General features: G+C 53.3%; 6 protein-coding genes. 3 read left to right on the forward strand and 3 right to left on the reverse strand.

From position 1 onward, the window contains the following. The first annotated feature begins 116 nt into the window (after positions 1-116). Positions 117-1076 carry a PIN-like domain-containing protein gene (locus DWA01_RS00190; RefSeq protein WP_114283624.1) on the forward strand — a complete coding sequence of 320 codons (960 nt, stop codon included), beginning with the start codon at positions 117-119 and terminating at the stop codon, positions 1074-1076. A 213-nt stretch (positions 1077-1289) separates the two neighbouring features. Further along, a complete protein-coding gene (locus DWA01_RS22835) occupies positions 1290-1472 on the forward strand; it encodes a hypothetical protein (RefSeq protein ID WP_136057626.1) in 183 nt (60 codons plus the stop codon). Here the strand turns inward: DWA01_RS22835 and DWA01_RS00195 are convergent. The 3 genes from DWA01_RS00195 to DWA01_RS00205 all read right to left on the reverse strand — a co-directional run bounded on the left by DWA01_RS00195 (position 1454) and on the right by DWA01_RS00205 (position 4087). Then, positions 1454-2725: a tyrosine-type recombinase/integrase gene (locus tag DWA01_RS00195; RefSeq protein WP_114283625.1), complete on the reverse strand. Its 1272-nt coding sequence runs from the start codon at positions 2723-2725 to the stop codon at positions 1454-1456. The genes DWA01_RS22835 and DWA01_RS00195 overlap by 19 nt on opposite strands. A gap of 421 nt (positions 2726-3146) precedes the next feature. Continuing rightward, positions 3147-3734 carry an ATPase gene (locus DWA01_RS00200; RefSeq protein WP_114283626.1) on the reverse strand — a complete coding sequence of 196 codons (588 nt, stop codon included), beginning with the start codon at positions 3732-3734 and terminating at the stop codon, positions 3147-3149. After that, the gene (locus tag DWA01_RS00205; RefSeq protein ID WP_114283627.1) at positions 3731-4087 is read right to left on the reverse strand and encodes a TA system antitoxin ParD family protein; all 357 of its coding nucleotides are present in this window, start codon (positions 4085-4087) and stop codon (positions 3731-3733) included. Before DWA01_RS00205 ends, DWA01_RS00200 begins: the two co-directional genes overlap by 4 nt. 814 nt (positions 4088-4901) lie before the next feature. On the opposite strand from DWA01_RS00205, the gene istA reads away from it, so the two are divergent. Next, positions 4902-5756 carry an IS21 family transposase gene (gene istA, locus DWA01_RS00210; RefSeq protein WP_114283628.1) on the forward strand — a complete coding sequence of 285 codons (855 nt, stop codon included), beginning with the start codon at positions 4902-4904 and terminating at the stop codon, positions 5754-5756. Positions 5757-6198 lie beyond the last annotated feature (442 nt).

Genomic DNA, 6198 nt, shown 5'->3' on the forward strand with positions numbered 1-6198 from the left:
TTCCGGTACATCAATGGGTTCTATAACCCTCGACGGCGGCATTCATCGCTTGGTGGAAAAAGCCCCTTGGCCTTCGAACGAAAGGCCGCCTAACATGAGATGAGAGACCGGAACTTTTGCGCGGCAAGTCCAGCGCCAAAGGTCACCCGTTCATTTCCGACAAAAGCTTTGACAGTCTCACCTCGGCAATGGGTGGTATTGAGAAAGAACTGAAGCGCAATAGGAAGGCGCTTGAAGAACGTGTCAATCGTGATGATATTAAAGAAAAAATCGCTGAGATTTTTGAAGGAAAAGTGGGAAGCCCTTTCTCCGTGGATGAGTTAAAGGAACTCTATTCGGAGGGAGAGAGGAGGTATAACGAAAAAATTCCTCCCGGCTACAAGGACGCGTCCAAGTATAAAAATCCCGCAAACTCATTAGAAAAACGCTCAAAGTTTGGCGATTTCATCTTGTGGAGGCAGGCGTTAAACATGGCTGAAACAGAGCATAAATCCATTATCCTGGTCACCGATGACCAAAAGGAAGATTGGTGGCTAATTGCTTCGGGGAAGACTGTTGGAGCTCGCCCAGAATTAGTTCGAGAATTTTGTGAAGTAACTGGGCAACAGATCTTACTATACACGCCGAACAAGTTTCTTGAATATTCAGAAAAACAGCTCGGTGCAAAAGTCAGTGAGAAGACTATCGGCGAAATTAAGGCAGAACACACCGCCCGGTTAGCGGAAGCAGCTTCTTGGGGTTCGGCGGTCAGTCGGAACAAACGGGCGGCCGCAGAGCTCAGATCTGCAAGTTGGTTTGATAGGGAGCAAAAGGGAACCCGACGGCTTAGAGAGGTGGAGCGATCAAATTCTGTCGTTAGCCATCAGGAGTTTTCGGAGAATTCAGAGTACGAAAAAAGTATCCGCGGCAATACCCCTCGGAGATCCGAACTGTCAAAAATTGAAGACATGATTCAGAACTTACAAAACCAATTCCATTTTCGTAACGGCGATGCCAGCGTGGAAGAGTTGCATGATATCAAAACGGAAATTGATCATTGGATAACAATGCGAAACAGGGTTTTGGAGAGTTTGTAATGCCATTTTCGCACTCAAAAAAAGGTGGTGTGGTCGCGCTGAGGCGTTGGCGTATTTGTGCATAACTTCACTCCACGGAGCTTAGTGAACAAATTGCTTGCCGAGTGCTGGATGGGGTTGATCACAAAACCCATTCGGTATTTTGCTTTGATGTGTTGAAATGTAGCAACACATTTCTTCTGCATCCCGTGATCTCCCCGCTATAGGGAGAGTATGAGTGTTGATCTTGAAAACCTTCGAAAAGCGCACCGTAGGGTGGCAGTTCTGGTCGTTAGAAATTTGGCATATGCGCCGATTTTTGAACGCCTTGAGCGTGAGATCGCTATGCTTGAAGCGGAGGGAGATGTGATTAGCCGGGCACGCGCTGCAAGTGCTCACTACAAGGCGGTTGCCTGAACCAAGTCGTGCAGCTGACGCAAGCTTGCACCCTTACCATACCGTTCGCGGTCCAGCGCATGCCCCATCAAATCGCGCCTGATCCGCTCATCAACACCAGCTGCCAACTGTCGATCCTCAAAGCTATGTCTTAGGCCATAGAGTGAATGCGCAGGCGTCTCCATTAGACCACGGGCGCGAAGGTATTTATTGACCGTTGCGGACAGGCCAGCAGAGCTTGTCCGATAACGTGGAAACCCGCCCGGGCATTCCCGCATGGCTTCAAGGCTGACGCCACACAGGGGGATGACCCGTTTGGCGCTTGCGCTTTTCAGCTGTCGAGTTATCGGTTCAATGGAAATATGAGGCCAGTCTACGTCAAGTCGTATCTGGTCCGCTGTCAGCGCTGCCAGTTCGCTTGGTCGCGCTCCGGTGTTCACCATCGCCAACAGGATGCACCTTGCCTCTTTGTTCAGCCCGTCTAGCGCACTAGGTGCAATCAGCTTGCCGCGTATCCAACTGTCTTCAAATGGTGGGCGTTGAGCGGCTTCGCCTTCTTTGAAACTTATATCGGACAGGGGCAATACCAACCCTAGGCGCTTCATCTTGTTTACGGTTTTCAGTACATCGCCAAGGTGGATCAAATCCTTGTTTGCGCTATTCGGAGTCAGCCTTTCGTTTTCGAGCCGATCTAACCACCACGCGCGAAAATCAAGCATATCGTCGCCAGTGATCTGGGAGATGGTCTTGTCGCCATTGACGTCTATGAAATTCTGAACTGCCTTCTTTCGCGGATTCTGCCATCTCCGGAGTTGATCCACACTTTTACCAAGCGTCTTTTCGCGCGCCAAGTCCCAATAGAGTTCAAGTGCTCGCGAAACAGTAATCTCGGGAAGTGAGGCGCCGCCCAGAAGTGCTTCTGCCTCCATCAAGTCCGGATTGTCGTCGGGACCAGACACGCTGTTTATTCGGTCCAACAGGTCTTCTGTGGTTAGCTTCGCGACGTGATCGGCGCGCAGATACCGGAATCCTCGCGCAGCGGCGAGATTCCGTGCGGCGGCAAACCGCTGTTCCGCCTCAGCAGTGTCCCCGGCCAGCTTGGCTTCCCACCCATCAATCAGATGCGCCCAGGCGGTTCCCGCCTTCTGTTCTGCCTCGGATTGGCTGTCTGTATGAAGGGAGAGCCAGATGAGCTTTCGAGTTTCAACGCTTTCATAACGCTTTGGCACCCTCTTATAGAGTGAAAGGCTCTTCCCACGTCTCTTGAATGCCATACTTAGTCACCACCTCTTAATCGCCGCACAAGTAATGCACGAAGTATAGCGGTTTGTATAGAAATTCAGTATGTTGAACCCAAAGTGCGATCGGTGATCTGCTGAATTATGCAGTTAAATCAATAGGTTGCCCGGTTGCGACTGAGCGCAATGTGGCGGAGAGACAGGGATTCGGACCCTGGGTAGGCTTGCACCCACAACGGTTTTCGAGACCGTTTCTATGCCATTGTAAGGAATCTTACCATCAATAAAATAAGGGTTTCCGTTGCTTCAAAACGGGCGAAGTCGGCATGGTTGGAGGGTAGGGGTGTCATAGAAAAGGGTCATAGCAGTCACGGAGCATCCGGGATTGTATGGGGCTATGGTGAGGATGTTGAATATATCTTCGGGAGGGTAGGGAAATCTAAACCCAGGCGAGAGGTCAGATCACGAGATCGGAGGCATAACACCCAAGGATCCACTGGGGGAGCAAAGGCGCTGATTTGACCAGTCGTCCTTGCGCGAAGATCAGCATTTGTTGCGGCGGGGTATTGATCTGCGAGTTGTCAAAAACCATGCCTCGATCGGCGTGCAGAACTGCATTCCGGATGAAAGGTTGACTGCGTTCGTATCGCTCCCGGATCTTTTCTTCCGGAACATCATGTCCACCTTCTTCCTTACGGCTCTTCACCCTGGCAACGGAGAGATCGGGACTGTCGACACCTACATGCATGACTATCACGAGATAACCTCGTGCCCGGGCGCTCTCGATCACCTCGAGTTTGGAGGGGTGGGAGAAGACCGTCTCAGTCGCAAAGCTCTGACCTTCTTCCAGCATTTCTTTCCGGCGGGATGCGGCAATTCTCGCAGCCTCGTAGGAGGCTTCCATGGAAGGATTCTTGAGTTCATCCCGCTGAATGTTGTCGGCATTGATAAAAGGACCCGCGAAGCGGGGCGCAACGCGGGTCTGGTAAAGAGTAGACTTGCCTGCTCCATTGGGACCGGCAAGCAGGACAAGGCTGGGCTTCATGTGGCCGTGTCATCCTTGGCGTATATCAGTTTTCCACCTGCATCGAGGCCGACCCCTTGTCCAAGCACCTGTCGGCGAGCATAGAATGTTTCTTCAGTCTCGGATGGCTGCCCCATCTTTTCAGTAAAGGCATCAAGCCACACAGTCTCTTCCTCTTCAGTCAATTGAGAGGTCTCAATCCTGCCTTCCAGTGCCGCAGTGACACGAGCATGGTTGTAGGCGTCGGAGTACTCGATTGCGCGACCGATCTTGATCCAGTGAGTGATCTGACCGGCCACCGAGCGGCAGTGTATTTCAGCTTCGTGGCGCACCGGCGTCATCACGTCGTCGGCAAGCTTTACTGATTGAGCCATGTTTGCCTCCTTGGTCTGGCCTATAGGTAGCAAAATGCCACCTCAAAGTCAAGATTTTCGCGGGCTATCAACATCTATCGTAAGGGGCTGGGCCAAACCCTACAAAACAAAATTGATAAACTCGACCTGGCCGAATTTTCGATACGCGAAATAGGAGCCATTGGTGGTGAGGGGTTTGTGCAAAAACCCTCTATAGGTGGCAAGATTGTATTTAGGGTGCGTATTCCGGGCTGATCCGCCCACCTGTACCGATTACATCCGCCCACCCATTCCGATTTGATCCGCCCGGGGATTCCGGGCCATCCGCCCATCCCTTACTGGCCTGTTTTGCATTGCTGTGAGGCTCACGTGACGCGGGGTATTCTGTCGTTCTTTTTGAACGATGGGCCCCCTTATGAAGAGAGCGCCGATGCGAAAGATACGAGAGGCCTTACGGCTTCGTGCGAGTGGTATGTCGACGAGGGAAATGGCTGCCAGTTTATCTGTGGGTCGCACAACCCTGCGGGAATATTTGAGCCGCGCCCATCGGGCCGGTCTGGACTGGCCGCTTCCTGTCGGTCTCAGCGACAGTGATCTTGAGGCACGCCTTTTCCCCCAGAGGAAGGGTGATGATCTTGGCGCTATTTCCCAACCAGACTGGGCGTATTTACATCGAGAACTGCGCCGGAAAGGAGTGACGCTTTCTCTGCTCTGGGAGGAATACCGAACCGTTCATCCAGAAGGTTATGGTTACAGCCGATACTGCGAACTTTATACTCGCTGGGAGGGGAAACTGTCGCCGGTAATGCGGCAGCGTCACCCTGCAGATGAATGACTGTTCGTCGATTATGCGGGTGCCACGTTTGACGTGGTTTGCCCCAAGACGGGCGAAGTGCGTACGGCGCAGCTCTTTGTCGCCACGCTTGGTGCGTCGAATTACACCTACGTTGAGGCGAGTTGGACGCAGAGCTTGCCGGATTGGATTTCCCGCCATGTCCGCGCCTTTGAGTTCTTCGGCGGGATGCCCGCACAGGTGGTCTGCGACAATCTGAAGGCAGGTGTGACCAGGGCCTGTTTCTATGATCCGGCGATCAATCGTACATATGCCGACATGGCGACCCACTATGATACCGCCATCGTGCCCGCGCGGCCCCACAAGCCGAAAGATAAGGCCAAGGTGGAGGGCGCGGTGCTTATGGTTGAGCGCTGGATCATGGCACGTCTCCGTAATCAGCGCTTCTTCAGTTTAGATGAGTTGAACGCCGCGATCCGTCCCTTGCTCGATCAGCTGAATAGCAAAGTCACCCGCCATCTGGGGGCCAGTCGCCGGGATCTGTATGAGCGCTTGGACAAACCCGCCCTCAAACCTTTGCCCGTTGAACCCTATGTTTATGCCGAGTGGAAGCAGTTCCGTGCGGGGTTGGATTATCACGTCGATATCGGGCGTCACTATTACTCGGTGCCCCACCAATTACTAAAGCAAACGCTTTGGACCAGGATTACCGCGCGGACCGTGGAGGTCTATTTTAAAGGGCAACGCGTGGCCTCTCACGTCCGCACGTCGGGTAATCGCCAGCATTCTACCTGTCGTGATCACATGCCCGCGCATCACAGGTTCCGTGAAGGGTGGCATCGGGCGAGACTTGATGCAATCCTGCTTCCAGGGTCTCCTGGTAAGCGGCCCTTATGATCGCCGCTCGCGGACGCCATTGTTCTCGCGCGATGGCGGCGAGACCGTGTTGACGGCGGATTGGATCTCGGACGTTTGGTATGAGCATGTCGGCACCGGAGCGCACATCGTGCGCACTCTTTGGCACCAACTGGCTTATGACAGCGATACCGATAGAACATGGATGGCACTTGCGCTCTGTGGGCAGAGAGGCGGAAGTCGAACTGCCAGCGAATACAGGGAAAAGAACCAGCGCGCCGCTGCGGCGAGAGCAGGGCGACGCTCGCTGGCATCAATCCGTCAGGCGGCATTCATTGCGCGATAACCCGATTGGACTTGCCGCGCAAAAGTTCCGGTCTCTCATCTCATGTTAGGCGGCCTTTCGTTCGAAGGCCAAGGGGCTTTTTCCACCAAGCGATGAATGCCGCCGTCGAGGGTTATAGAACCCATTGATGTACCGGAA

Source organism: Candidatus Halocynthiibacter alkanivorans (assembly GCF_003333265.1).
GTDB lineage: Bacteria > Pseudomonadota > Alphaproteobacteria > Rhodobacterales > Rhodobacteraceae > Halocyntiibacter_A > Halocyntiibacter_A alkanivorans.